Below are 22,625 nucleotides of genomic sequence, written 5' to 3' on the forward strand. Positions count from 1 at the left end.
TTTTCGCAATTCCTGCGCTTTTACCTCTCGTTTCTTGATACTTACCCTGATAACTATTATCGTGACCGCGTGTGATGAGAGGTTTCCCCATGAGTGAAGAAGATCTGTTTAGCCGCAGGCCGATGGGCATGCGGATGGCAATGATCGTGCGTCAGTGGCGTGCCGTCATTGACGATGCCATTCTCGATACCGGGTTAACCCAGTCGAGCTGGACAGTAATGATGCAGCTTCATCAGCTTGGGGATAACGTCTCGGTGAGTGAACTGGCGGAGATGCAGGGGATTGAACTGCCGCCGCTGATGCGCACTCTGACACAGCTGGAAAAGCAGGGATACCTGCTGCGCTCCGTATCGCCTTATGACAAGCGCATCCGGCTTCTGACGCTGACGCCTGAGGGAAAAACCATATTAAAAAGGCTTACTCAGGTGATTGAGACATATCAGACGCGTGTATCGCAAAACATCGCGCCGGAACATATTGACATTTTCAGCGCTACCCTGAATCAATTCGCCTGCAATTTGCGGACAATCCGCGAAGAAGATAACAAGATCGAAAAATAATGACGCCTGAACAAAAGTTTGCCCGCTGGGTAAGGGTGAGTATTGCCTCTTTCCTGCTGATGTTTGTCTACTTTATCGTCGCGGATATCTGGATCCCGCTGACGCCAGATTCCACCGTGATGCGTGTGGTGACGCCGGTTTCTCCGCGCGTCTCCGGCTACGTGGCGGCAGTTCACGTGCATAACAACAGCCAGGTGAAGAAAGGCGATCTGCTCTTTGAACTGGATGACACGCCGTTTCGCAATAAAGTGGAAGCGGCGCAAATTGCGCTGGAGCAGGCACGTCTTTCCAACGAACAGCTGGATGCGCAAATCGCCGCCGCGCAGGCCAACCTGAAAACCGCCGTGCTGACCGCGCGTAACGACAAAGTCACGTTTGATCGTTATCAGAAGCTGAGCACCCTGCAGAACGTTTCGCAGGCGGATCTGGATAAAGTCCGCACCACCTGGCAGAGCAGCGAACAGTCTGTCAGTTCGATTCAGGCCAATATCCAGAACCTTCGCATCCAGCGCGGCGAGCGGGACGAGCACCGCAACGTGACGCTGCAAAAATACCGTAACGCGCTGGATGACGCAGAGCTTAATCTAGGCTGGACGAAGGTCTACGCGCAGGCGGACGGTACGGTGAGTAACCTGCAGTTAAGCCCCGGTTTCTATGCCTCGTCAGGCTCAGCCGCGCTGGCGCTGGTGAACAACCAGACCGATATCGTGGCCGACTTCCGTGAAAAAAGCCTGCGTCATACCCATCAGGGCACCGACGCGGCCGTGGTGTTTGACGCCTTTCCGGGGCACGTCTTTCGCGCCCACGTGACCAGCAGCGATGCGGGGATCCTTGCGGGCCAGGAGGCCGTTAACGGCCAACTGTCAGAGCCGGAAACCTCTAACCGCTGGGTACGTGATGCCCAGCGGATGCGCATTCACGTGACGCTGGATGAAACGCTGCCGAAGCATCTGCCAACCGGGGCACGCGCGACCGTGCAGCTCTACAACAGTGAAGGCCCGTTTGCGCGCTTCTTCTCCGGGATGCAGATCCACCTGGTAAGCCTGCTGCACTATGTCTATTAATACGCTGGCGCGGGTATTTACCCCGCACGGTAATATCGTCTACACGGCAAACGATTTTCGTCAGACCCTGCGAATCGTGTTTGCCGGGATGATTGCCCTGAGCATCTCGAGTTTCTACAACACCAGCTACGGCGTGTTTTATGTGGTCTACCCGATCATGCTTCTGTCGCTGGTCCCGGTGTTTAACCGCCACGTGGCGAAGCAGTTTATCTTCAGCGCATCGCTAAACTGCGTTGAAATGGTGATTATCATCGGCTATCTGTCGCAATGGCCGCTTATTATGACGCTGGTGGTGTTTGCCCTGTACGTGATGCGTTTTCGCTTTATGAGCAAGGGGCCATTGTTCCTGTTCGGTTCGATGGGGGTGGTGTGTCAGAGCGTGATGCTCAACTTTATGAGTTACCCCACCACCAACTGGCACACGCTTTTGTTTTCCAACATCGAAGCGAGCATCATGGCGGTATGCCTGAGCGCGCTGATGAACTATCTCCTGCCGGATGTGGAGCCACGCAAGCCGCCACCGCTGATTGAGAAAGACGACGCCCGGGTGCGACACGAGTCGCTGCTCTCCGGCATCGTCGCGACGCTGATATTCGTGGTGTTTCAGATTAGCGATTTAAGCGATTCGCTCTCGGCGCTGATGGCGGGGATATTGATTCTGTTCCCGATGCACTATCGCGGCGCGGTGATGAGCTCCATCTGGCGCGTGGTCGGCGTAGTGCTGGGCTGTCTCTATATTCTTGTCGTCCAGCTTATCCTCTACGATCACAGCAGCCATATGCTGCTGATGATGCCACTTATTGGCCTCGGCCTGGCGTTTGGTGCGCGTCTGCATGTGATGGAGAAAGTGGGGGCCGGGGTGGGGTTTTCCAGCATCACCACCATCGGCATTATGTTCGGGCAGAACATGCACCCGGACACTGACCTGGTGTTCAGCGATCTCTATCGCATCACCTCCGTCACCTTTTCGCTTGTGGCGACGCTGACGATGATCTTTCTGGTACACCTGATCCTCAATCGCTTCGAGGCGACGCGCTACGTTATCGCGCCGCCCAATGAAGATTAGAAACTCAGTACGACGGGGAGTTGCGAGAGTAAAAACAGGATCAGGCCAATCGTCCCGCCCACCAGCGTGCCGTTGACGCGGATGAACTGCAGATCCTTGCCAATATTCAGTTCAATCTGGCGGGACATATCTTTGGCATCCCAGCTTTTCACCGTGTCGCTGATGTGCCGGGTCAGGAACGCGGCGAAATCCGGCGCCAGGCGATGCGCGGCCTGCTCCAGATGCTCGTTCAGCGACGCCCGCAGGCTGGCGTCGTTTGACAGCGTTTCGCCAAACCACAGCCCGGCGTTGGCGATGCGCTGCTTCACGCGCGAATCCTCACTTTGCATATCCGCTTTCAGCCACTGGCGCAGGTCGGCCCACATTTCCCCCAGATAGCGGTTAAACGCCTCATCGTTCTTCAGATAGTGCTTGATGTTGTCGGCTTTCGCCGCCATCTCCGGGTCATTTTTCAGGTTGTCGATAAGCTTCAACGTGGCGCGGTCGAACGCCTGGCGGATCTGGTGCGTGCGGTCGTGGCTGATATCGTCCAGCAGCGTATTTACCGCGTTCGATACCATCTCCGCACTCTGGTCACCTAGCCACTCGGTGGGAAGCACCATCGCCTTGCGCGGATGCTCGGTCTTCAGCCAGTGGACAATCTGGTCGGCAATAAAGTCCCGCGTGCTTTCCCGCTGAATCAGGGTAATCAGGCGGTTGATGATGGCGTCCAGCAGCACCTGGTGGCGGTTATTTCTGGTCATGCTTTCGAGGATCACGGCGCTGGTTTCGGTGAAGTCGACCTTGTCGATGGCTTTATGCACCGCGCGCTTGAGCAGACGCTGGATACGTCCGTCGTCGGTGAGTTCGAGAAAACCGCTCATCACCTGCATCAGATGCAGCCCGACGCGCTGGGCGTTGTCTGGTTTACTGAACCAGGCACCGATCATCTGTGCGGGTTCATAGCGGCGGATCAACGCCACCAGCGACTGGGTATCAAGAAATTTTTCCTGCACGAACTGGCCGAGATTGTCGCCGATCCTGTCCTTATTGCGCGGGATAATTGCCGTATGGCGCGAGATGAAGGGAATGGGCACTCTGCGGAACAGCGCAACCACGGCAAACCAGTCTGCCAGCGCGCCGACCATCGCCGCCTCGGCAATGGCCTTCACGCCGCGCACCCAGAAGGTCTGCGGCAGGAACAGGGTGGTGATAAACGCCGCAGAGGCCAGCAGTAGCAGCGACAGCGCCAACAGCTTGGCGCGCTTGAGTTCAGTAATTTTTTCCATGGGGTAAGGATAGAGGGAATTGAACGAAAAATGCAAAGCTGGTGTATGGGGAGGTGTCTTAAAATGAACAGACATTTATTATCCGATAAATATATACATTACAATTATTCATTATTAATTTTTCTATATTTTTTGTGCTTAACTCTTCTCGAATGTAAGGTTTTGTGATTGATGTGGTAATTTTTGCTCTTTATTAATATTAAGGTGGGTTAATTTTAATGACAGGGAGCAAGGTTAATGACATGGGAATATGAGATTTCTACAGGGATATTAAGTCACAATGGTGAGTTTATTGCCCGCTGCTATAGCGGTGCCGGTGAATCGAAAGACAAACCTGAGTGTGAACGGCAACGAAACAAAGGCCCTATTCCACGTGGTATTTATTTTATTGCCGGATGGAATAATCACAAAAGTGCTGAGGCGATTATTCTTGAACCTATAGCGGGGACCAATACTTTTGGTAGGAGTTATTTTCAAATTCATGGTGATAAGAAAGGGCAACCGCCAGGTTCTGCGTCAGCAGGTTGCATTATTATGAATGGACAGGATAAGCGTCATCTGATTTATAATTCGGGTGACACAATACTGGTGGTGAGATGATGAAATATTTCATTGTTTTTTTCTTCTCGTGTTTTTCAGTAGTGTTATTGGCAAAAGATCACTCTCCTGAGCAGATTATGCAGATGATAAATAACAAAGGCGCCAGGAGTGTTGTGGATAATCTGTATTCAAATGATAGTGAAGGGTCGGAATGGTGGAACCATGTAATTCCGGAGATAAGTAAAGGAGCCCATGCATGGTTAGTCGTAGCGAGTGCCATCGAACCCGGGGTGGACGCCGGTACCGCTGAAGATTTAAAGGCGGCGCTTTCAGAAGCCATCCCACATAACCCTGAGGGAGTCTTAGCAATCTTAAAAGACGATAAACCGTTGCTCACTATTGAACAAATCTGCTCTTTTGCTAATTTTCCGGAGACAGAAGCAGAGAGTAATAAGCTTTATGTAGATTCAATCAGGGAAATTTTTAAGGTTAACAACCCTAAGGGTAAAAGATGTCTCGCTGTTATGATCGCTACTGTTGAAAACTCAGTTCCATTCGAAAAGGATAATTAAATGGCCATCCCAGGATATATGTCCTTAACGGACGATGCGGGTAATATCATAAAAGGTAGCGTAAAGGTTAAAGACCGTGAAAACCAGATTGAAGTCTTAGGACTCTATCATAACGTAAGTTATAACTCTGATCTTCATAATGGCAGAGTGTTGAGTAAATGCCAGCATCGCCCATTTCTTATTGAAAAGGAAATTGATGCTTCCAGTGTTCTGCTATACAAAGCACTGAGTACGGGAGGCACACTCAGGAAAGTGGCTATCGACCTTTATCGAATCAACGATGCCGGTCAGGAAGAAATCTATTTCACGATAACGCTGGAAGCGGTAAATATCGTCACATTGTTTTCATTGATGCATGACGTGAAAGATACTTATCATGAAAAACAGGGGCATCTTGAGCTTGTTTTGCTTCGTTATGAAAAGATTACCTGGCATTACCGTGACGGCAACGTTATTCATACGGATGACTGGGATTATCGGTTAGGGGTTTAAGAAGGGCCTGTGAAAATCCTTTCATAGCAACCGCCACAACACCCACCCACCAAACCCCATCAGCACTACTCCTGCCGCGCGCTCAATCAACCACAGCGAACGGCTGAGCTTCTGTTGCACCGCCGATAGCCCCATCAGCGACACCAGCGCCAGATCCCACACCAGAACCACCATCACCATCCAGACGCCGCAGGTCGCCTGCTGAAGCAGCGTGACGTCCGGTCCCAGTAGCGCCGTCATCAGCGCCAGATAGAACAACGCATTCTTCGGATTAAGCAGCGCGGAACCGAGCCCCAAAAGAATCTGCTTACGCAGTGAAGGGAAGCGCTGGTGAGTTTCATTCAGCGCCAGTGCCTGCGGTCGGCTGCGCACCAGATGCGAGCCGATCCATAGCAGGTACAGCGCCCCGCAAAGCTCGATAAGCGTAAATAGCCACGTAAACTGGCGCAGCGCGCTCCAGCCGATAATGACCAGTAAGATATACAACCCGTTGCCCGTAGCGATGCCGACGCACAGCCCGGCGCTGCCGCGTAACCGATAGCGCGCCGAGTAGCCCACAAGCAGGAAGAAATCCGGCCCCGGGCTTAACAGGGCAACAAAATGCGCCAGCGCCAGGGCGAGAAAAGCGGAAGGGAAGAACAGTTCCATAGCGACCTCAGAATGCAAAACCGGGTACAGACTACGGAAACGCAGAACCTATTTATTGTCTGATATTGATCGGCCCGTGGCGTACTGGCGCGGCGTGGCGGCGGTATAGCTCACGAAGGTCTTGTGAAAATGGCTCTGGTCGGCAAACCCGCTCTGGTAGCCGACGTCGGCGATATTATCCCCGGCGCGCAGCCGCGCTTTGGCATACTCTACTCGGGAGATATTGAGGAAGCTCCCCGGCGTCAGGCCGGTATCCTGTCTGAAAGTGCGGATCAGCGTCTCCTTGCGCAGCGAGAATCGTTGGGCAAGTTCGTCTAGGGAAGGCGGGCTGGCGAGATCGGAAAGAAATGCCTCCTGAACCTGCTGGCTGGTTGAGCGAAGCGCTTCTGCATTATCCGCACAGCGGGGAAGGGCAGAAAGCAGCCTGTCGACGGATGCCGGAGACATCGTCTCCGCAATATCAAGATAGTACTTAAAGAGCACAGGGTTGCGAATCACCTGAAGCGCCAGAGGAAGCCCGGTGTCGATATAGAGCATGTGGTAGCTGCGCGGCTTTCCGGCGACGGGGTTGCAGCTGTGCGGCATATAAGCTGGGATCACAATCAGGTCCCCGGGCTGGAGGATGTACTCTCTGTCATGGCACATGCAGCAGGTCTGGCCTTCTACTATCGCGCCAATGGAGATCTGAGGATGACAGTGACGTTTGTACGCCTGCATACTCTGCCACGTGCTGCGCAGCTCAAGTCCTGAGGCGCGGTGAAACGTCTGGCGGATATGTCGGGTATTGGTCATGGGAACTCCTTCTGGAGGTTTTTTATACCACGTCAAACAACCGTCTGGCAGCGCTTCATTAAGAACCTTCCGGATATACCCAACTTTACGTCCATAGCCAGTCACGTTGACTACCCTTAATACCCTAAGCGGTAAAACAAGGAGATTCGACATGGCTTATCAGACAGTAAATCCTGCCACTAACCAGCTCATCAAAGAATACCCCTCTCATACCGACGCGGATATCGAAGCGGCACTGAAGGCGGCCGATGCGCTCTACCATTCAGAATGGGCGAAAGGCGACATCAGCCAGCGCCTGCCGGTACTGCATAAGCTTGCCGACCTGATCGACCAGCGCACCGAGGAGCTGGCTAAAATCGCCAGCCAGGAGATGGGTAAGCTCATCGAACAGAGCCGCGGTGAGGTGAAGCTGTGTGCGAAAATCGCCCGCTATTATGCTGATAACGCGAAACAATTCCTGGCCCCGGTGAAGTATGAGTCTGAACTCGGGGAAGCGTGGGTGGAGTATCACCCCATCGGCGTGCTGATGGCCGTCGAGCCGTGGAACTTCCCGTATTACCAGCTGATGCGCGTTCTGGCACCGAACCTGGCGGCGGGTAACCCCGTGCTGGCAAAACATGCCAGCATCGTGCCGCACTGCGCCGAGGCGTTTGCCCATCTGGTGCGCGAAGCGGGGGCACCGGAAGGGGCGTGGACTAACCTGTTTATCTCGTCCGATCAGGTGGCGAACATCATCGCCGACGATCGCGTGCAGGGGGCCGCGCTGACCGGTTCCGAAAAAGCCGGTAGCGTCGTGGCTGCGCAGGCGGCGAAGCACATTAAGAAATCGACCCTTGAGCTAGGTGGTAACGACGTCTTCGTGGTGCTTGATGATGCGGACCTGGACAAAGCCGTGAAGATTGGCGTGAATGCGCGACTCAACAACGCCGGGCAGGTCTGCACCGCGGCGAAGCGCTTTATCCTGCACGAGAAAATTGCAGATGCCTTCCTCAGCAAATTCACCGAGGCGTTTAAGCAGGTGAAGATTGGCGATCCGCTGGACGAAAGCACCACTCTGGGGCCGCTGTCGTCTAAAGATGCCCTGGAAACGCTGACCAGACAGGTTAACGAAGCGGTGAAAAACGGTGCGACGCTGCACTATGGCGGCAAACCGGTGCCGCGAGACGGGAGTTTCTTCGAGCCGACGATCCTGACGACTATCTCGCGCGACAATCCGGCGTATTTCGAAGAGTTCTTCGGCCCGGTGGCGCAGATGTTCGTGGTGAAAAACGATGACGAGGCGGTTGCGTTGGCCAACGACTCCCACTACGGCCTGGGCGGGGCGGTATTCAGTCAGAATATCGAGCGCGCGAAGAAAATGGCGTCGCGGATTGAAACAGGGATGGTGTATATCAACTGGCTCACCGATACCGCGCCAGAGCTGCCGTTCGGCGGCGTGAAGCGCTCCGGCTACGGACGCGAGCTGTCGGATCTGGGGATCAAAGAGTTTGTGAACCAGAAGCTGGTGGTGGTGCGTAAGTAAGAGGTAATAAAAAACCTGCCAGACGGCAGGTTTTTTATCTGTGCGTAGCCTTAGAAGCTCACGCCGCCGCCCACATAGGCGCCGTCAATCAGCGTATGGCCAGGACGGCCGTCTTTGCCATCTACGCTCACGTGACGGTAACCCACTTTCAGGGTCACTGGCGTAATTGGCGTCCAGCTTACGCCGCCATTGGCTTCAACGTAGTTTTTCACGCTGTTGTTCAGACCTTCTGGAGCGACATAACCTTCACCAAATACGTGAATGCTGTCGGTCAGGGCAACGTTAACGCCGCCACCAATCGGGAACGCCACGCCGTTATCGCCTTTTTTCGGGCCAAGGTAGATCGCCTTCGCGCCCGCATTCAGCATGACCGGGCCGACTTCCAGGTTGTAACCTGCACCCACGCCGCCGGTCTGGGTGCCGTCATCGGTGTTTTTAAGCCAGTTGCTTTCGGCATACAGGCCAGACGAGGATTTACCCATTTCCAGATTGAGGTTGGTAAAGTTTTTACCCTGCTCAATGCTGCCACCCATCGCCAGTGCGGAACCCGAGATAGCGGTCAGAGCAGAAAGAAGAAGGATATTCAGTTTTTTCATGTTTTATGCCTCGTCATCAAATTAATCTTACGGCACCTTAACAAGCGATGTTTATGACTGCAAATGTGGTTAGGATCAACTTTTTATACTGTAAATGTTAATTTTCTTGCTCAAATTGTTATGAGGGCGTTTTGTTTTAGGGGTGTCAACGCGTGATTTTCTGCTGTTTAAGAACAGTTTAATTTTTTGACTAAACATAAACTGAACGAGGCGGGGATAATCATTCGGAATGCATTAATGGCATTTCTAATAATTTCCAGAAATGTTTCAGGTGTCATACAAAACCACAAAAAATTACATTTCTGGCACTGATTATACGTTCAACTGCTCGGCCCTGTTTCCTCGCAATGTCATTTTTCTGACACGTTGATTCTTTACGGTGTTGGCTTCACTCTATGGATGCTAACAATATGAAAAGAAAAATTATTCCTGTACTTATCGGTTGTGCGCTCTCTTTCTCTGGCCTGGCGGCGCAGCCCACGGCTGAACACTATGTCGTTAGCTTTCCCGAAGGCTCCCACGTGAGCTACAGCGGGGCGTTTGCGGATGCTTTCCCGCATGGACTTCCTGTCGGAATCGGTTCTGGCCTGTTGTTCACCGGCAAGCAGGGCGATGCGCTGACCTTCGTGACGGTTACCGATCGCGGTCCGAATGCGGACGCGCCAAAAATGGGTAAAAACGAAGCCAAAATTTTTGTTACGCCGGATTTCGCGCCGCTGCTGATGACCATCCGTGTACAAGACGGTAAAGCCGAGGCCATTGATGCCCGCCCTCTGCACGACGATAAAGGCGAGATTAACGGGCTACCGCTGCAAAGCGGCGTGATTGGCTCCACCAATGAAGTGGCATTCAGCGACACGTTAAAGACGCTGAAGGGTGACAACCGCGGGCTGGACACGGAAGGCATCACGCCGGACGGCAAAGGCGGATACTGGCTGTGCGACGAGTATGGTCCGTTCCTGATAAACGTCGACAGTAGTGGGAAAATCCTGGCTATTCATGGGCCGCAGGCGGCGGAAGGGGAAAAATCCATCGCGGGCGGTCTGCCAAACATTATCAAATGGCGTCAACCGAACCGGGGCTTTGAAGGCCTGACCCGCATGCCTGACGGACGCATTATTGCCGCTGTGCAAAGCACGCTGGATATCGACGGTAAAAGTAAAAAACAGGCGCTGTTTACGCGTCTCGTCAGCTTCGACCCGGCGACCGGGAAAACCGCGATGTACGGCTATCCCATCGATAGCTCCGCCTACAGTAAAAACAGTGATGCCAAAATTGGCGACATTGTGGCGCTCGATGACCAGCACATCCTGCTGATTGAGCAGGGAAGCGATAAAAACGACGGGATGCGTAACCTGATCTACAAGGTGGATCTCAGCAAGGCGAGCGACCTTTCCGCCTTTGACAAGCCGGGCGAGTACCCGGAGTTTGATGATGAGAAGACCCTGGCGCAGCGCGGCATAACCCTTGCGGTGAAAACGCAGGTCGTTGATTTACGCTCCCTCGGCTGGCAGCAGGAGAAGGCCGAAGGGCTGGCGCTGATCGACAGCAAAACGCTGGCGGTGGCGAACGATAACGACTTTGGCGTAAAGGTGGCGATGCAAAACCCGGTCGAGGGCAAGAAGCTCAAGGATTATCGGGTGAACGCACAGGGACAGCTGACGCTGGATGACAAGCCGGTTGCAACCACGCTCAGCGTGAAGCCGCTGAAGAAGCCGGAGTCGGACAGTGAACTGTGGATTGTGACGCTGCCGGAGGCGGTGAAATAAGTATCCCCACAAAATAATGCCTGCACAGACGGCCCCCTCTCCCTTGAGGGAGAGGGCTGGGGTGAGGGGGAACATACGGCTGTGGAGGTTATTCCGTTCACTTTATGTTCCTTGCTACTCTGTAACGGCATGACCTGTGAACGTGCCAGGGTGGCTCACTCGCCACCACCCTGGCGACCCGGGCTCCCGGCGGTAAATCGCCGCTTCGCGGTGCCCTCAGCTTATTCCTTCAGGCTATCGGGTCGGGCATGAGCCTGCATCCCTGCAGGCCACGCCCTCTCGGCGCATCCCTGCGCCTCGCCTCGCCCCGGCCTTACGGAAACGCCTCGGCGATTTACAGCCGGACCAGGACATCGCTGTAATTTATTCATTTTCCTGATACAAAGCTCATCGCTTCAGGTTAATAAATTACTGGGCAGAGGGGATGCATAGCGTTTATTTCTGTAGTCCCGCAAATGCCGCCCGAATTTCCTCTTCCGGCAGCTGGATGCCAATAAACACCATCACGCTGCGTGGCGTTTCCTCACCCCACGGCCTGTCCCAGTCGGCGCTATATAAACGCTGTACACCCTGGAACAGCAGGCGGTTTGGTTCACCGTGTATCCACAGCATCCCTTTGTAGCGCAGCAGCTTGTCGGCAAACGACAGCAGCAGGTTCTCCATCACTCGCGAAACCTCGCCGATGTCCACCGGATAATCCAGCTCCACCACAATCGACGCCACGTCGTTTTGCTTATCTCCCATAAAGTGGAAGCGCGGCTTCGAGGTGACGTTCTCTTCCAGCATAAAGCCGTTGGTGTTGAACAGCTGAGACAGGTCGATATCACCGTGCGTCACCGTGTAAATCGGGGCGCGGGAGTTGATGCGCGTCAGGCGCTCGCGCAGTTTTTCGCTCTCGCCCGCCACGTCGGTTTTGGTCAGCAGAATGCGGTCGGCATAACCCACCTGAGACTGAGCAATGGTGAACTGGTTCATCTGCTCGTCGGCGTGGACGGCATCGACAAGCGCAATCACGCCGTCCAGCAGGTAGCGCTGGCAGAGGATCTCATGGGAGAAAAAGGTCTGAATAATTGGGCCGGGGTCAGCCATGCCGGTGCATTCAATCACCAGACGGTCGAAATTGATGTCACCACGATCGCGGCTGTCGAGCAGGTCCAGCAGAGCGTCTTCCAGTTCGTTAGAGCGGGTGCAGCAGATGCAGCCGTTGGTCAGGGTTTTGATCTGCGTGGCGCGATCGCCGATCAGCTGATCGTCTACCGAAACTTCGCCAAACTCGTTTTCGATAACGGCGATTTTGAAGCCGTGCTGCTCGTTCAGAATATGGCGCAGCAGGGTGGTTTTACCTGCGCCGAGGAAACCGGTCAGCAGGGTGACGGTAATCGGGGTCATGGTGTCTCCTTTAGCAGCAGCGGACGCCGCCTTCTCCACTTCCGCCGTAGCGCGCTTCCTGACGCTCGCGGAAGAATTCGGTGTAGGTCATGTACGGCTTATCCGGATGGTTGGCCTTCATATGCTCAACGTAGTTGTCATAGTCCGGAATGCCAATCAGCATTTTCGCCGCCTGACCGAGGTATTTTTTTGCTTCGCCTAAGTTACCAAACATAACGTGTCCTGATAAGAACAAAGCCCCGCCGAAGCGGGGCTGGATATGACGTCATTAATGGTGTGAAGAGGTCTTCACGCCGCCTTCCGGTACTGGCACATACGGGGTTTCTTTATCCGTACGACCCTCGGCGTTACGCACTTTCAGCCAGGTTTTGATGCCGTAGAAGATGATGCTGTACACCACCACCAGGAACAGAATGCTCAGACCCGCGTTGGTGTAGTTGTTCACCACGATATGGTTCATGTTGGCAATCTGCTGCGCAGTCAGGTCTGCGCCGCCTGCGGCAATCTTCTCTTTGTACTGGTTAGCCATAAAGAAGAAGCCTTCCAGCTGCGGGTTGGCACTGAACAGTTTCAGGCCAAGTGCCCAGGTGGTGCAGAGCAGCAGCCACAGCGCAGGGACCACGGTGACCCAGATGTATTTGGTGCGTTTCATCTTCACGAGGACAACGGTGCCGAGCACCAGAGCAACGGCTGCGAGCATCTGGTTAGAGATACCGAACAGCGGCCACAGGCTCTTCACGCCGCCCAGTGGGTCGACAACGCCCTGATACAGCAGGTAACCCCACAGGCCAACACAACCCGCCGTGCCCAGTACGCCCGCAACCAGAGAGTCGGTTTTCTTCAGGAATGGCACGAAGTTACCCAGCAGATCCTGCAGCATGAAGCGGCCAGCACGGGTACCGGCGTCCAGCGCGGTCAGGATGAACAGGGCTTCAAACAGAATACCGAAGTGGTACCAGAAGCCCATGTCCGCCCACGGCAGCACTTTGTGGAACACGTGCGCGATACCGACAGCCAGCGTTGGAGCACCACCTGCACGGTTCAGCACGGACGGTTCGCCGATGTCTTTCGCGGTCTGCATGATCTGCTCAGGCGAAATCACGAAGCCCCAGGAGCTGACGGTCGCTGCAGCATGTGCGCTTGCGTCTTTCAACTGCGCCATAATCAGCGCCGCGTTGTCACCACCCATCTCATGCAGGTTTGGCATGGTAATGCCGAGACCCGCCGGAGGCGTGTTCATCGCGAAGTAGAGACCCGGTTCGATAATGGACGCAGCAACCAGCGCCATGATCGCCACGAAGGATTCCATCAGCATGGCACCGTAACCGATCAGACGTGCGTCTTTCTCGTTCGCCAGCAGCTTAGGTGTGGTACCTGAAGAGATCAGCGCGTGGAAGCCTGAAACTGCACCACACGCGATGGTGATGAACAGGAACGGGAACAGCGCGCCTTTCCACAGTGGGCCAGTACCGTCGATGTACTGCGTCACTGCTGGCATTTTCAGATCCGGGTTAATCACCAGGATACCGATCGCCAGACCGACGATCACGCCGATTTTCAGGAAGGTCGCCAGGTAGTCACGCGGAGCCAGAATCAGCCATACCGGCAGCAGAGCGGAGATAAACGCATAACCGATCAGCGCGAAGGTGATGGTGGTGTCCTTGAAGGTCAGCGCCGGGCCCCAGTACGGGTCGTGAGCAATCACGCCACCGAAGTAGATGGAGGCCACCAGCAGCACGATACCAATCACCGATACTTCACCCACGCGTCCTGGGCGCAGGAAGCGCATGTAGATACCCATGAACAGCGCAATCGGCACGGTAGAGCAGACGGTGAAGACACCCCACGGACTCTCAGCCAGGGCTTTCACCACGATCAGAGCAAGCACCGCGAGGATGATGATCATAATCAGGAAGCAGCCGAACAGGGCGATAGTCCCCGGCACGCGGCCCATCTCTTCTTTGACCATCTCACCCAGAGAGGCACCGTTACGACGAGAAGAGATAAACAGCACCATAAAGTCCTGCACCGCACCCGCCAGCACGACACCGGCGAGCAGCCACAGGGTACCCGGCAGGTAACCCATCTGCGCGGCCAGTACCGGGCCGACCAGGGGGCCTGCGCCAGCGATAGCGGCAAAGTGGTGACCAAACAGCACGTAGCGGTTGGTTGGCACATAGTTCAGGCCGTCATTGTTTATGACCGCCGGAGTGGCACGCGTCGGGTCGAGCTTCATGACCTTCTGCGCGATGTACAAGCTGTAGTAGCGATAAGCAACAAGATAGACGGAAACCGACGCGACCACGATCCACAGGGCGCTTACGTGCTCGCCCCGGCGTAATGCGACAACCGCCAGACAAAAAGCGCCGAGGATCCCGAGTAAGGCCCAGGGCACGTGCTTCAGTAGTTTTTTAGTATCCATAATAGACCTGGTTTTTTATGTAAAGAAAAAAGGGTCAGGGTTCGTTGTGAGGAGGTGTTGATTAATGCTGGTGGGATCTTGCCAGAACGTCGCGTGTGTAAAGGAGGGTAAATGGATGAGTGGTTGAAAGTGCCAGGTAAGCGGTCAAAGGTGGCGGCGAGTGGTTCCGGTTCGCCGCCAGCGGTCGGAATTATGTGATTGAGATCACTTGGTTATGCGCGCTGCTCTCCATTGCCAGGTAGCTTTCCAGTGTTCGGATGAGTTTCTCCTTAAGCCAGCTCGGCTCCAGGATCTGAATGTCTGGCAGCCAGTAGAAAAGCAGCGGCAAGATCTGATTTTCGTGTGCCGCCTGACAGCGCAGCGTGACGCCGCCGTGTTGCTCCTCCAGCAACTCTTGCTCCGGCAGGAGATCGCGGCGCAGGAAGTAATGTGAAATATTATTTTTAATAAATATTTTCACTGCGAAAGTATCTTCCGACACCCAGGGGTCGAGGCTTTTTTCCAGCAGCTCGCGGGCATTCTCTTCAGGAGTGAAGGTGGTCGTATGAATATCAAGCCAGCTAATCTGACTCAATGAGAAGGATTTCAGTCTGCCATTCTCGGTGGCTTGTAAATACCATATATTTTTTTTGTTAATCAGTTTATAGGGATTAATCAGACGGGTTTTACTCTTATAAACGATCTGGCAAACATTATGGTTCTTAATCGATTTCTCGATTTTCGCTAAATGACGACGAATATCGCGTTGTACCGTGTGTTCTGCTTCATTCCCAAGGATAAGAATATGGTTTTCGTCAACGCGTGTTTCAAGTTTCTGCCAGAATTCCGTATTTCTTTCAGGGAAAAAGCTATCAGCATTCAGGAAGTTAGCCAGTGAGTGATGTAATCCTTGTCCGCCGGGAGATTGTGAAGAATGGATCAGTCGATATAGCCCATTACCGGTATGTTCAACAATCGGAGAGAGTGCATTTAAATCCCGGTAGACGGTACGCTCGGTAATTTTAAATTTTTCCATTAGCGCACTGCGGTTTACCACACCGTTTAAATGTAGTTCAACCAGAATATCGACCAGACGTTCAGCCGAGCGGCTCCGCGTCGTTTTAGCCATAAGGTCATCCTGTATATTTGTGTATGCGCTGAATGATGCGGATGGCACTGACAACAGATGTCAGTATTCAGGCACAGAAAATTTCTCTTATGGTTATATAACGGCGTGATTTAGTGGAAACCTTAGGAATTTTTGTGGAAAGCGGCGCTGGCCGGAAAAAAAGGCCAGCGCGAGAGGGGTTATACTGCGGCTTCCGTCTCCATCATGACCGGGTGAAAACGGCGTTTGAAGTAGATCAGGCCATGTTCCGCGTCACTCAGAATGATATTTTTAATTTCAACGAGATAGACAAGATGCGTACCGATGGTTTGCACCTGGCTTATCTCGCCCTCAAGGCTGGCCAGCGCGCCTTTCAGCACCGGTTGTGCCAGCGCACCGTTCTGCCAGCAGGAGAGCGCAAAGCGCTCCTCCATGGCCATACCGGTCATTCCGGCGAAGTGGCGAGCCATGATCTCCTGCTCGTGGTTCAGCACGTTAACGCACAGCCTGCCGTTGCCCTGAAATACCGGGTTCATGGCGCTATTGGCGTTGATGCACACCATCAGCGATGGTGGCGTGTCCGTTACCGAGCAGACGGCGGTGGCGGTGATCCCGCATCGACCAGCTTCACCCTCGGTGGTGATAACATTCACTGCGGCCGACAGACTGGCCATAGCATCGCGAAAACGCAGACGTTGTTCTGATTGCATTGTCATCTCCCGCTGCGTTATTTCAGCAGCTTATCCAGCATGTTGATATCGCTGTTGTTGTGCAGGTGCGGCACCGTCCAGCCGTGTTGGTCGTACTCGGACATGCAGCGGTCGACCATTGCCATCATCTTGTCCATGTTGCCGGAGCTCTGCGCCTGACGCAGACACTGCAGGCGGATCTCATCCTGGCTACCGGAGTAGTTGATTTCGTACAGCTCGTGACGGCCGCCAAATTCGCTGCCGATGGCGTCCCACATCAGTTTTAAAATCTTGATGCGTTCGACGTGATCCATACCGTTGGAGCCGCGCACGTATTTCGCCAGATACTGGTCAATCTGCGGGTTGTTCAGATCCCGGGCACTGGACGGCAGGTAGATCAGACCGGACGTCACGTTACGTTCGATGATGTTCTTGATCTTCGCGTAGGCCATCGGTGCCATTACGCGGTAGGTTTGCAGCGCGGCGTGATCCGGCAGATACGCACCGTTGACCCACGGCGTGGCTTCAGAGCACATGGAGTCGCTCAGCGCCCAGAACATGTTGCGCCAGGCCACCACTTCGCCGAGATCTGCCTGCACGCCGCGGAACTCCAGGGTACCGGTACACTCCAGGGATTTCTTCAGCAGGGCAGTGATGAAGTCGAGCTTCACCGCCAGACGTACGCAGGCCTGCAGCGGGTACATACGGGCAAAGCCACCTTCCATTGTCCAGCGACGGCAACGGTCGAAATCGCGGTAGATCAGCACGTTTTCCCACGGGATCAGCACATTGTCCATCACCAGGATCGCGTCGTTCTCGTCGAAGCGGCTGGAGAGCGGGTAGTCGTACGGGGAGCCTGTTGCGCCTGCCACCATCTCGTAAGAGGCGCGGGAGATCAGCTTCACGCCTTCGGCATCCATCGGGGCGACGAACATCAGCGCGAAATCCGGGTTTTCGCCCATCACCTGCGCGGAGCCGAAGCCAATCATGTTGTAGTGAGTCAGCGCCGAGTTGGTTGCCACCACTTTCGCACCGCTGACAATAATTCCCGCGTCGGTCTCTTTCTCCAGCTTGATGTAGACATCTTTCACTTCATCGGCGGGTTTATGGCGATCGATCGGGGGGTTAACGATCGCGTGGTTGAAGTACAGGCCGGTTTCCTGAATGCGGGTGTACCAGTTGCGGGCGTTCTGCTCGAACTGACCGTAGAAGGCCGGGTTAGCGCCGAGCGCGCAGCCAAATGCCGCTTTGTAATCCGGCGTGCGCCCCATCCAGCCGTAACTCAGGCGCGACCACTCGGCGATGGCATCACGCTGCTGGCGCAGGTCGTCGGCGCTTTTCGCCACGCGGAAGAACTTATGGGTATAGCCGCCGCTGCCCGTATCGGTACCCCAACACAGCGTGTCCTGCATGTCCGGCTTGTGCAGGGCATCGTACATCTGCGCGATGGAGGCCGCCGCATTACGAAATGCCGGGTGGGTGGTGACGTCTTTGACGCGCTCGCCGTAGATATAAATCTCACGACCGTCCTGCAGGCTTTTTAAATACTCTTCGCCGGTTAACGGGCGTTTGGCATCAGCGCGGAAATCTTCTGGCTTCATAGGGACCTCGTATCGGAATAGGGTTGTTAAATTTATGTTTTGTTTTTGTTGTTTAATTGAAGCGTGAGAGCGGCGCGACGTGAAGGGACGATTGGGACAACGGCGGGTACTTTTCGCGAGAGATCGCAGAGTGTGATTTCCCTCACCCTAACCCTCTCCCAGAGGGAGAGGGGACGGTTACTCCCTCTCCCTTTGGGAGAGGGCAGGGGTGAGGGGAACAGGTGACACCGGTACTTTCTGCGCCCGATAGCTGCTCGGCGAGCACCCCACTAAACGGTTAAAAAAGCGGGCAAAATAGGCCGGATCTTTAAACCCGAGCTGCCAGGCAATCTCACTGACCGCGCTGTCGGAGAAGAGCAGCAACCGCCTGGCTTCGCGCAGCTGGCGGTCGAAGATCAGCCGCTTCGGCGGACGGTTGGCAAAGCGGCGGCAGATATCGGTCAGACGGGATTCGGTGAGATGAAGTTCGCTGGCATATTCCGGCACCGTCCAGTGCTGGTGGTAGTGCGCATCAATCAGTTGCGTAAAGCGCTGGAAAAGTTTGAGCTCGCCGCGCATCCCGCCTGAAGCATGGTCGTCGAGGTTCGCGTTGCGCAGCAGCAGGGTGAACACCGCCTGTGCCAAAAGTGCCAGCGTATGTTCACGTCCGGGCAGCTGTTCCGTGGATTCTCGTTCGATCAGCCGCCAGTAGTGTTTCAGCGCCGCCAGTTCATCCGGTTTATCGGCCAGGGACAAGCAGATCCCCGGCAGGCCGAACGTTTCACGCGTGCCGGGGTAGAGCACTTCCAGCAGCGGCCAGATCAGACCCTCACGTACCGTCAGGACATGCCCGTCGCTGTCGGATTCGGTGATAAACGCGTGCGGCACCGACGGTGGCGTAAGGACGAAAAGCGGTGCCTGCACCGAATAGCGGTGATCGTCGAGCTGAAGCTCAATCTGCCCGGTATCAAGAAAGTGCATCTGAAAATACTGGTCGTGACGATGCGCCTGCATGTCGCGGCCAAAAAAGGCCGCCATGCGCGCGAACGACTGGTAGTGCACATCGTCGGTGCCCAGACTTTCGTCGTACTCCTTGCTGATATCAATGTTGGCGATGGGGCTCTGGCACATGGCCGCTCCTCTGCTGATCCCGGTGCGTCATCGGGATGCGTGTTAATACCAGCGCACCGACCACCAGCAGCCCGGCGACAAACCACAGTCCTGAACTGAAGCTTCCTGTCGCATCACGCAGAATGCCGATCAGCAGCGGGCTGACGGCAGATCCCACGTTGCCGATGGCATTGATCACCGCCAGTGCCACCGCGCGGGATTGCAGGCTAATAACCTGATCCGGCGTGGTCCAGAATATCGCCATGGCGGTAAACGATCCGGTTGAGGCCATGATGATGCCAAGTAGTTGGATCAGACTGTGATCCGTCGCCGAGGCCAGCATCCATCCCGCCGCTGCGAAGAGATACGGCAGGATGGTGTGCTTTTTTCGCTCTTTCAGCCTGTCGGAGCGGCGGCTCCACCAGATCATCCCGAGGATGGTACAAAACTGCGGGATCGCCGCCAGCAGGCCGATCACGATATTGCTGCTGTGGCTGTTAAAGCTTTGCAGGATCTGCGGCGTCCAGATGTTGATTGCACTCAGCGTGTTGGTCAGACAGAAGTAGGCCAGGGTGTAGAGCAGCACCGCAGGGGTCAATACTTCACGCAGCGTCGAGCGCGGTGTGACGGAATGCGCAATGGTAAGCTCTTGCTCGCGGGCGATCATGGTTTTGAGCGCCTGCTTTTCGTCATCATCCAGCCAGGTGGCCTGATCCGGCGTGTCGTTAAGGAAGAACCAGGTCACTACGCCAAGCACCACGGACGGCAGGCCTTCCAGCAGGAACAGCCACTGCCAGCCTTTCAGGTTCCATAGCCCGTCCATCGCCAGAATGTACCCGGAGAGGATCGAACCAAGCATCATCGTCACCGGCATGGCAATCATAAACAGCGCGTTGGCGCGGGCACGGTGATACGCCGGGAACCACCAGGTGAGATACACCAGGATCCCCGGCAGAAAACCGGCTTCGGCAATACCCACCAGCATACGCAGGACGTAGAGCGTCTGCGGGCTGGTGGCGAACATGGTGCAGGTCGAGGCAATGCCCCACACCACCATGATCCCGGCGATCCAGCGGCGTGCGCCGATCTTTGCCAGCATGATGTTGCTCGGGATCCCACACAGCACGTAAGTGACGTAAAACAGCGTTGCCGCCAGGCCAAACATGGTGGAGGTCAGGCCCAGATCTTTGCCCATCGTCAGCCCGGCAAAGCCAATGTTAATGCGGTCGAGAAACGAAAAGACAAACAGGATAAAGAGAAACACGATCAAGCGACGGAACAGTTTGTTAATGACGCGATGTTCAACAGCTTTATTATTTTGCAGGGTAGAGGTCGTCATGGTGCGCTCCAGATCTTACGTTTAGTAGACGGATTTATTGTTATTAACTGACGTAACCGGTTTTTTGATAAATCTTGCAGCCAGGGCTTCGGCGCTGCGGGCGAGCAGGGTGGTATCAACGCCGACGGCGACAAACAATGCGCCGAGTTCGAGATAGCGTTTTGCCAGCGCTTCATTCGCCATCAGGATGCCGGGCGCTTTACCTGCGTTGCGTATCTGGGCAATGGCCTGTTCGATAGCGGCCTGTACGTCCGGATGCTGCGGATTACCCGCAAAACCCATGTCGGCGCTGAGATCCGCCGGGCCGATAAACACCCCGTCGACCCCTTCCACGTCCAGGATCTGCGGCAGATTTTTTAGCGCCTCGCGGGTTTCGATTTGCACCAGTACGCACATGGCATCGTTCGCCTGTTGCAGGTAATCCGGGATACGGTTCCAGCGCGACGCACGGGCCAGCGCACTGCCCACACCGCGAATACCCGCAGGGGGATAACGGGTAGCGCTTACCGCCAGCCGGGCTTCATCGGCGTTTTGCACCATCGGTACCAGCAGGGTTTGTGCGCCCACGTCGAGCAGCTGTTTGATCTGCACGGGATCGTTCCACGACGGGCGCACGACCGGCTGGCTGGCGTAAGGCGCAATTGCCTGTAGCTGCGTTAAGACGGTTTGCACATTGTTTGGTGCGTGTTCACCGTCGATCAGCAGCCAGTCGAAGCCCGCGCCTGCCAGCAGTTCGGCGCTGTAGCTGCTGGTCAGCCCCAGCCATAACCCAATTTGCGGCGTTCCGGCTTTCAGCGCCGCTTTGAATGCGTTTTGCATGGTTGTCTCCTAGACGAAGCGGCAACTGATGGAGCCCATGTTGCCGTAGTCGACATGGAAGGTATCGCCCTTGCTGGCGGGTACCGGGCGGGTAAACGAACCGCCGAGGATGATTTGCCCCGGTTCAAGCTGCACGTCGTACGGTGCCAGTTTGTTCGCCAGCCACGCCACGCCGTTCGCCGGATGGTTCAGCACGCCTGCTGCGACGCCGGTCTCTTCGATCACGCCGTTGCGATAGAGCAGGGCGGAGATCCAGCGCAGATCCAGCTCGTCGGGTTTAATCGGGCGCCCACCGAGGATCACCCCAGCGTTGGCGGCGTTGTCGGAGATGGTGTCGAACACTTTGCGCGGGCGTTGGGTGTCGGGATCGATGTTGTGGCAGCGGGCGTCGATCAGTTCCAGCGCCGGGATCACGTAATCCGTAGCGTTGTAGACGTCGAAGATCGTGCAGTTCGGGCCGCGCAGCGGTTTGGCCAGCACGAAGGCCAGCTCCACTTCGATGCGCGGCACGATAAAGCGATCGACAGGGATGTCGCTGCCGTCGTGGAAGAACATGTCGTCCAGCAGCGCGCCGTAATCCGGTTCGCTGATCTGCGAGCTGGCCTGCATCGCTTTGGAGGTCAGGCCGATCTTGTGGCCTTTCAGCACGCGGCCTTCGGCGATTTTCAGGCTGACCCATTCGCGCTGCACGGCGTAGGCGTCGTCGATGGTGATCGTCGGGTAGTCCAGCGAGATCTGGCGGATCTGCTCGCGGGATTGCTCCGCCTGGTGCAGACGATGGGCGATCAGGGTATGGGTGTGTTTATCGAGCATGGCGTATCCTTTGTGCGGCTGTTGCCGGGTGGCGCTTCGCTTACCCGGCCTACGTTCGAGCCGTTGTAGGCCCGGTAAGCGAAGCGCCACCGGGCGAAAAGATGTCTACTTAAACAACGCGTGCACGTTGTTTTGTTTGTAATTGAGCGTCGGGTGAAGCTCGTCGAGCTCAAACGACAGCGCCAGATAGCGAGCCGCCATCAGATCCGCGAAATGCGTTTTGATAAGCGCAAACAGCATCTCACCCACGGCCTCACGGCTCTCCAGGCTTCGCCCGGCACCGATTTTCAAGGTCATGTGTACAAAGGCGTAATCATGTTTGCCGTCGGCCATCTGCCAGGTATCCAGCCAGTGCGCGCGGCTGCGGATGCCCCCGAGCGGGAAAATGCCCGTGGCGGCCAGCGCCTCGTTCACTTTGGCGAACAGTCCCGGCAGGTCGGCCTGCTCGCGGATATTGTCAGTACATTCAGCGATAAAATGCGGCATGG

23 protein-coding genes are annotated in these 22,625 nt (G+C 55.4%); 8 read left to right on the forward strand and 15 right to left on the reverse strand.

Features of this window, described 5'->3' with window-relative positions; genetic code table 11:
• Nucleotides 1-89 precede the first annotated feature (89 nt).
• Genes ACJ9Y9_RS03255 through ACJ9Y9_RS03265 form a run of 3 tightly spaced genes read left to right on the forward strand, consistent with a single transcriptional unit; the run spans nucleotide 90 to nucleotide 2,690 of the window.
• Nucleotides 90-560 carry a MarR family winged helix-turn-helix transcriptional regulator gene (locus ACJ9Y9_RS03255; RefSeq protein WP_028016537.1) on the forward strand — a complete coding sequence of 157 codons (471 nt, stop codon included), beginning with the start codon at nucleotides 90-92 and terminating at the stop codon, nucleotides 558-560.
• Nucleotides 557-1,624, forward strand: a complete 1,068-nt coding sequence (locus ACJ9Y9_RS03260; RefSeq protein WP_028016538.1) for an HlyD family secretion protein — start codon at nucleotides 557-559, stop codon at nucleotides 1,622-1,624. Before ACJ9Y9_RS03255 ends, ACJ9Y9_RS03260 begins: the two co-directional genes overlap by 4 nt.
• Nucleotides 1,614-2,690: a DUF2955 domain-containing protein gene (locus ACJ9Y9_RS03265; RefSeq protein WP_028016539.1), complete on the forward strand. Its 1,077-nt coding sequence runs from the start codon at nucleotides 1,614-1,616 to the stop codon at nucleotides 2,688-2,690. Before ACJ9Y9_RS03260 ends, ACJ9Y9_RS03265 begins: the two co-directional genes overlap by 11 nt.
• Here ACJ9Y9_RS03265 and ACJ9Y9_RS03270 read toward each other — a convergent pair.
• Nucleotides 2,687-3,958, reverse strand: a complete 1,272-nt coding sequence (locus ACJ9Y9_RS03270) for a DUF445 domain-containing protein (protein ID WP_028016540.1) — start codon at nucleotides 3,956-3,958, stop codon at nucleotides 2,687-2,689. The two genes, ACJ9Y9_RS03265 and ACJ9Y9_RS03270, sit on opposite strands and share 4 nt — an antisense overlap.
• Nucleotides 3,959-4,195: 237 nt before the next feature.
• Here ACJ9Y9_RS03270 and ACJ9Y9_RS03275 point away from each other — a divergent pair, with 237 nt between their 5' ends.
• The 3 genes from ACJ9Y9_RS03275 to tssD are packed head-to-tail and all read left to right on the forward strand — an operon-like array spanning nucleotide 4,196 to nucleotide 5,562.
• Entirely contained in the window at nucleotides 4,196-4,558 is a 363-nt protein-coding gene (locus ACJ9Y9_RS03275; RefSeq protein ID WP_028016541.1) for a tlde1 domain-containing protein, read from the forward strand.
• The gene (locus ACJ9Y9_RS03280) at nucleotides 4,555-5,070 is read left to right on the forward strand and encodes a hypothetical protein (protein ID WP_229255525.1); all 516 of its coding nucleotides are present in this window, start codon (nucleotides 4,555-4,557) and stop codon (nucleotides 5,068-5,070) included. Before ACJ9Y9_RS03275 ends, ACJ9Y9_RS03280 begins: the two co-directional genes overlap by 4 nt.
• A complete protein-coding gene (gene tssD / locus ACJ9Y9_RS03285; RefSeq protein WP_028016543.1) occupies nucleotides 5,071-5,562 on the forward strand; it encodes a type VI secretion system tube protein TssD in 492 nt (163 codons plus the stop codon).
• Nucleotides 5,563-5,583: 21 nt separating this feature from the next.
• On the opposite strand, the gene ACJ9Y9_RS03290 is transcribed toward tssD, so the two are convergent.
• Together ACJ9Y9_RS03290 and ACJ9Y9_RS03295 are read right to left on the reverse strand one after the other, a co-directional pair.
• A complete protein-coding gene (locus ACJ9Y9_RS03290) occupies nucleotides 5,584-6,210 on the reverse strand; it encodes a LysE family translocator (RefSeq protein WP_028016544.1) in 627 nt (208 codons plus the stop codon).
• A gap of 48 nt (nucleotides 6,211-6,258) precedes the next feature.
• Nucleotides 6,259-7,002: an AraC family transcriptional regulator gene (locus ACJ9Y9_RS03295; protein ID WP_028016545.1), complete on the reverse strand. Its 744-nt coding sequence runs from the start codon at nucleotides 7,000-7,002 to the stop codon at nucleotides 6,259-6,261.
• Nucleotides 7,003-7,153: 151 nt separating this feature from the next.
• On the opposite strand from ACJ9Y9_RS03295, the gene ACJ9Y9_RS03300 reads away from it, so the two are divergent.
• Nucleotides 7,154-8,524, forward strand: coding sequence for an NAD-dependent succinate-semialdehyde dehydrogenase (locus tag ACJ9Y9_RS03300; RefSeq protein WP_028016546.1), 1,371 nt, complete (start codon nucleotides 7,154-7,156; stop codon nucleotides 8,522-8,524).
• A 50-nt stretch (nucleotides 8,525-8,574) separates the two neighbouring features.
• Here ACJ9Y9_RS03300 and ACJ9Y9_RS03305 read toward each other — a convergent pair whose 3' ends face one another.
• Nucleotides 8,575-9,120, reverse strand: a complete 546-nt coding sequence (locus ACJ9Y9_RS03305; protein ID WP_028016547.1) for a YfaZ family outer membrane protein — start codon at nucleotides 9,118-9,120, stop codon at nucleotides 8,575-8,577.
• Nucleotides 9,121-9,530: 410 nt separating this feature from the next.
• Here ACJ9Y9_RS03305 and ACJ9Y9_RS03310 point away from each other — a divergent pair, with 410 nt between their 5' ends.
• A complete protein-coding gene (locus ACJ9Y9_RS03310; RefSeq protein ID WP_028016548.1) occupies nucleotides 9,531-10,889 on the forward strand; it encodes an esterase-like activity of phytase family protein in 1,359 nt (452 codons plus the stop codon).
• A 435-nt stretch (nucleotides 10,890-11,324) separates the two neighbouring features.
• Here ACJ9Y9_RS03310 and yjiA read toward each other — a convergent pair whose 3' ends face one another.
• From yjiA to ACJ9Y9_RS03365, 11 genes are all read right to left on the reverse strand, one after another.
• Entirely contained in the window at nucleotides 11,325-12,278 is a 954-nt protein-coding gene (yjiA, locus tag ACJ9Y9_RS03315) for a GTPase (RefSeq protein WP_028016549.1), read from the reverse strand.
• 10 nt (nucleotides 12,279-12,288) lie between these two features.
• Nucleotides 12,289-12,492 carry a YbdD/YjiX family protein gene (locus tag ACJ9Y9_RS03320; protein ID WP_028016550.1) on the reverse strand — a complete coding sequence of 68 codons (204 nt, stop codon included), beginning with the start codon at nucleotides 12,490-12,492 and terminating at the stop codon, nucleotides 12,289-12,291.
• A 54-nt stretch (nucleotides 12,493-12,546) separates the two neighbouring features.
• The gene (locus ACJ9Y9_RS03325; protein ID WP_028016551.1) at nucleotides 12,547-14,700 is read right to left on the reverse strand and encodes a carbon starvation CstA family protein; all 2,154 of its coding nucleotides are present in this window, start codon (nucleotides 14,698-14,700) and stop codon (nucleotides 12,547-12,549) included.
• A 190-nt stretch (nucleotides 14,701-14,890) separates the two neighbouring features.
• A complete protein-coding gene (locus tag ACJ9Y9_RS03330) occupies nucleotides 14,891-15,808 on the reverse strand; it encodes a YafY family protein (protein WP_028016552.1) in 918 nt (305 codons plus the stop codon).
• Between the two features lie 179 nt (nucleotides 15,809-15,987).
• Complete coding sequence (locus ACJ9Y9_RS03335; protein WP_028016553.1) at nucleotides 15,988-16,497, reverse strand: 4-hydroxyphenylacetate 3-monooxygenase reductase subunit; 510 nt, start codon at nucleotides 16,495-16,497, stop codon at nucleotides 15,988-15,990.
• A gap of 17 nt (nucleotides 16,498-16,514) precedes the next feature.
• Nucleotides 16,515-18,077, reverse strand: coding sequence for a 4-hydroxyphenylacetate 3-monooxygenase, oxygenase component (gene hpaB / locus ACJ9Y9_RS03340; RefSeq protein WP_028015397.1), 1,563 nt, complete (start codon nucleotides 18,075-18,077; stop codon nucleotides 16,515-16,517).
• 177 nt (nucleotides 18,078-18,254) lie between these two features.
• Nucleotides 18,255-19,187: a 4-hydroxyphenylacetate catabolism regulatory protein HpaA gene (hpaA, locus tag ACJ9Y9_RS03345; RefSeq protein ID WP_028016554.1), complete on the reverse strand. Its 933-nt coding sequence runs from the start codon at nucleotides 19,185-19,187 to the stop codon at nucleotides 18,255-18,257.
• Complete coding sequence (hpaX, locus tag ACJ9Y9_RS03350) at nucleotides 19,159-20,505, reverse strand: 4-hydroxyphenylacetate permease (RefSeq protein WP_231079132.1); 1,347 nt, start codon at nucleotides 20,503-20,505, stop codon at nucleotides 19,159-19,161. The genes hpaA and hpaX overlap by 29 nt, the downstream gene beginning before the upstream one ends.
• A gap of 21 nt (nucleotides 20,506-20,526) precedes the next feature.
• Nucleotides 20,527-21,324 carry a 4-hydroxy-2-oxoheptanedioate aldolase gene (hpaI, locus tag ACJ9Y9_RS03355; RefSeq protein WP_028016556.1) on the reverse strand — a complete coding sequence of 266 codons (798 nt, stop codon included), beginning with the start codon at nucleotides 21,322-21,324 and terminating at the stop codon, nucleotides 20,527-20,529.
• A 9-nt stretch (nucleotides 21,325-21,333) separates the two neighbouring features.
• The gene (gene hpaH, locus ACJ9Y9_RS03360; RefSeq protein ID WP_028016557.1) at nucleotides 21,334-22,137 is read right to left on the reverse strand and encodes a 2-oxo-hept-4-ene-1,7-dioate hydratase; all 804 of its coding nucleotides are present in this window, start codon (nucleotides 22,135-22,137) and stop codon (nucleotides 21,334-21,336) included.
• Nucleotides 22,138-22,242: 105 nt separating this feature from the next.
• On the reverse strand, nucleotides 22,243-22,623 hold the full coding sequence (locus ACJ9Y9_RS03365; protein WP_028016558.1) for a 5-carboxymethyl-2-hydroxymuconate Delta-isomerase: 381 nt from the start codon (nucleotides 22,621-22,623) through the stop codon (nucleotides 22,243-22,245).
• Between the last annotated feature and the right edge of the window lie 2 nt (nucleotides 22,624-22,625).

Origin of the sequence: Enterobacter sp. CPE_E1241 (assembly GCF_045618265.1) — a bacterium.
Classification (GTDB): Bacteria; Pseudomonadota; Gammaproteobacteria; order Enterobacterales; family Enterobacteriaceae; genus Enterobacter; species Enterobacter adelaidei.

Coding starts and splice junctions, on each gene's coding strand:
- hpaI (WP_028016556.1), bottom strand. CDS start 21,324: ATGCAAAACGCATTCAAAGCGGCGCTGAAAGCCGGAACGCCGCAAATT.
- ACJ9Y9_RS03300 (WP_028016546.1), top strand. CDS start 7,154: ATGGCTTATCAGACAGTAAATCCTGCCACTAACCAGCTCATCAAAGAA.
- yjiA (WP_028016549.1), bottom strand. CDS start 12,278: ATGACCCCGATTACCGTCACCCTGCTGACCGGTTTCCTCGGCGCAGGT.
- hpaH (WP_028016557.1), bottom strand. CDS start 22,137: ATGCTCGATAAACACACCCATACCCTGATCGCCCATCGTCTGCACCAG.
- ACJ9Y9_RS03310 (WP_028016548.1), top strand. CDS start 9,531: ATGAAAAGAAAAATTATTCCTGTACTTATCGGTTGTGCGCTCTCTTTC.
- ACJ9Y9_RS03290 (WP_028016544.1), bottom strand. CDS start 6,210: ATGGAACTGTTCTTCCCTTCCGCTTTTCTCGCCCTGGCGCTGGCGCAT.
- ACJ9Y9_RS03335 (WP_028016553.1), bottom strand. CDS start 16,497: ATGCAATCAGAACAACGTCTGCGTTTTCGCGATGCTATGGCCAGTCTG.
- hpaX (WP_231079132.1), bottom strand. CDS start 20,505: ATGACGACCTCTACCCTGCAAAATAATAAAGCTGTTGAACATCGCGTC.
- ACJ9Y9_RS03305 (WP_028016547.1), bottom strand. CDS start 9,120: ATGAAAAAACTGAATATCCTTCTTCTTTCTGCTCTGACCGCTATCTCG.
- ACJ9Y9_RS03280 (WP_229255525.1), top strand. CDS start 4,555: ATGATGAAATATTTCATTGTTTTTTTCTTCTCGTGTTTTTCAGTAGTG.
- ACJ9Y9_RS03295 (WP_028016545.1), bottom strand. CDS start 7,002: ATGACCAATACCCGACATATCCGCCAGACGTTTCACCGCGCCTCAGGA.
- hpaA (WP_028016554.1), bottom strand. CDS start 19,187: ATGTGCCAGAGCCCCATCGCCAACATTGATATCAGCAAGGAGTACGAC.
- ACJ9Y9_RS03365 (WP_028016558.1), bottom strand. CDS start 22,623: ATGCCGCATTTTATCGCTGAATGTACTGACAATATCCGCGAGCAGGCC.
- ACJ9Y9_RS03325 (WP_028016551.1), bottom strand. CDS start 14,700: ATGGATACTAAAAAACTACTGAAGCACGTGCCCTGGGCCTTACTCGGG.
- ACJ9Y9_RS03320 (WP_028016550.1), bottom strand. CDS start 12,492: ATGTTTGGTAACTTAGGCGAAGCAAAAAAATACCTCGGTCAGGCGGCG.
- ACJ9Y9_RS03270 (WP_028016540.1), bottom strand. CDS start 3,958: ATGGAAAAAATTACTGAACTCAAGCGCGCCAAGCTGTTGGCGCTGTCG.
- ACJ9Y9_RS03330 (WP_028016552.1), bottom strand. CDS start 15,808: ATGGCTAAAACGACGCGGAGCCGCTCGGCTGAACGTCTGGTCGATATT.
- ACJ9Y9_RS03255 (WP_028016537.1), top strand. CDS start 90: ATGAGTGAAGAAGATCTGTTTAGCCGCAGGCCGATGGGCATGCGGATG.
- ACJ9Y9_RS03275 (WP_028016541.1), top strand. CDS start 4,196: ATGACATGGGAATATGAGATTTCTACAGGGATATTAAGTCACAATGGT.
- ACJ9Y9_RS03265 (WP_028016539.1), top strand. CDS start 1,614: ATGTCTATTAATACGCTGGCGCGGGTATTTACCCCGCACGGTAATATC.
- tssD (WP_028016543.1), top strand. CDS start 5,071: ATGGCCATCCCAGGATATATGTCCTTAACGGACGATGCGGGTAATATC.
- hpaB (WP_028015397.1), bottom strand. CDS start 18,077: ATGAAGCCAGAAGATTTCCGCGCTGATGCCAAACGCCCGTTAACCGGC.